This is a genomic window from Ruegeria sp. BB6 (assembly GCF_056539385.1).
In genome coordinates this window covers 1-1,741 of record NZ_JBQFUW010000020.1, presented here as the reverse complement: position 1 = coordinate 1,741, position 1,741 = coordinate 1, and the positions used below count along the sequence as shown (strand labels likewise).

The 1,741-nt window shown below is 51.6% G+C and carries 1 protein-coding gene; it reads right to left on the bottom strand.

Annotated features, from left to right (window positions below; translation table 11 throughout):
- Positions 1 to 1,453, bottom strand: a 1,453-nt coding sequence (locus ACR0B7_RS20965) for a hypothetical protein (protein WP_480682379.1), incomplete at its 3' end; no start/stop codon positions are given.
- Between the last annotated feature and the right edge of the window lie 288 nt (positions 1,454 to 1,741).

The following is a 1,741-nucleotide window of genomic DNA, read 5'->3' as shown; positions in this document are numbered from 1 at the left end:
CATGCGATCGAGGGAGAAAACGCATGTCCATGTAATCATCGACCAAACTGGGAGTGCTTCGTTCCACCTCATCTAACCCCAGATAATTATTGGACAGGGCAACCGGGCAACCAAGAACCCTCTTCGCTGCAAGATTCATGGCTGTCTTGAGCCGTATTGCATACGAATAACCAATCAGGAAACTATCGTGGATGCATAGGACAGGTATCCGCTGTTTGGTGAAGCATCTTATCACCATTGAAGCCATCAAACTGTCCAAGTTCATCAGTGTTATCCCACGATCCGCACAGAGGTCATCCTCAAGGAATGGATGTTTCTTGATAGCAGCATCTAATACCAACCGAAGTTCCGCATTCTTCATCGACTTTGCCATCGAGCCAACCGGAGAAGCGTCCCGGAACGCACTATAAGCTGACCGCTCGTTCTTGGCGTTAAGAGCCATGAGGATCAGCAGTTTCACCAACTTGCGCTGCTTCACGTTATCCAAGTCAGGCAATGGTTGTTCATCCAACTCATAGGGATCACCCTCCAGCTTAACTCCTCTCTTTGCTGCCAGAATCGCGACGTGAAGGGCTTGATAGTCCACCTCGACAGTGGGTTCGTCATTGATGTGGATGCGCTTCCTTACCTCTGACCCGACCGATTGCCACCAGCCGCCATAGAAGCGACCACCGCATGACCAGTCGTTGCGATTGAAGACGCGGTGAACGAAGTTATCGAACCCACAGATGGGTACGCGGTTTATCTCGCCCGCGCGGACACCAGACTTAATCGGGCGCTCAATGAACGTGTCATCCTGATCGGGGATGTCGATGAAGGTTCGCAGCAGAAGCCTGTTGTACCGCATCAGATCTGTTCTCATCTTCTCGGTCGCCGGAGTATCCTTGTATTCGATATTCCTTTCCGATTTCTCGCTGGATCGCATGAGAATGCACTCCTTTCCCGGATGGGTCAGGATATGCTGTGGTCCGAACTTTGCTTCTCGAAACATCTGCCTAAGCGGTTCTGCGGCCCTAATCCGGGTGGTACGGTTCGAGTTGGCACCGGGAACGGTATAGCTGCCAGCCGCCAATGAGATGTAACCAACTTCATGCAGCCGATGTATTATCTTCGGTGCTAAGCGGGACATCCCTATCTTGTTATACCGGGATCCCGTGCTCCAGGCTGTGTTGCTCATCGCTACGCCAATGGACAGTTCGGGGTCGGTATCCCAAGCCACAAAAAGATCGAGCAATATAGCGCGAAGCTGCGTCAAACTGCTGGCCTTGGGTCTTACACCGCCCTTCTTTAGGCTGCTGCTTTCTGGCTCCCCATAGCATGTTGCCCAGACCTGCTTTGTCAGATGGGTAACATTCGGGTGTTCTGAAAATCGGTGAACATCCAGCAGCTTGGAGTAGTGCGGATTTGTGATCGGAAAGTCGTCTAGGGTCTTTCCAGCGTTTGTTTCTTCCATGAGTCAATTTGGTCCTCAATAAATGCGACCACGCCCAGAGCGTTCTGAGGCCCTGAAGACGTGATTAGCCGAGCGGAACCGAAGACGGCATCAAGCCATCAACGAGACACACCTCGACTAAGGGTTATGTTGTGCTTTGAGATTTGGAGGCCCTTCCGGTGCCTCATAGCGGACCAAACCGCTATAGCGCCTCTAGACGCTGATCATGGTGCCCACAGGATGCGGGCGGTTTAAGGAAGTCGAAGCTATCTTTTTTTGAGCAAACAATCAAGGCTTTTTTTTACCCAC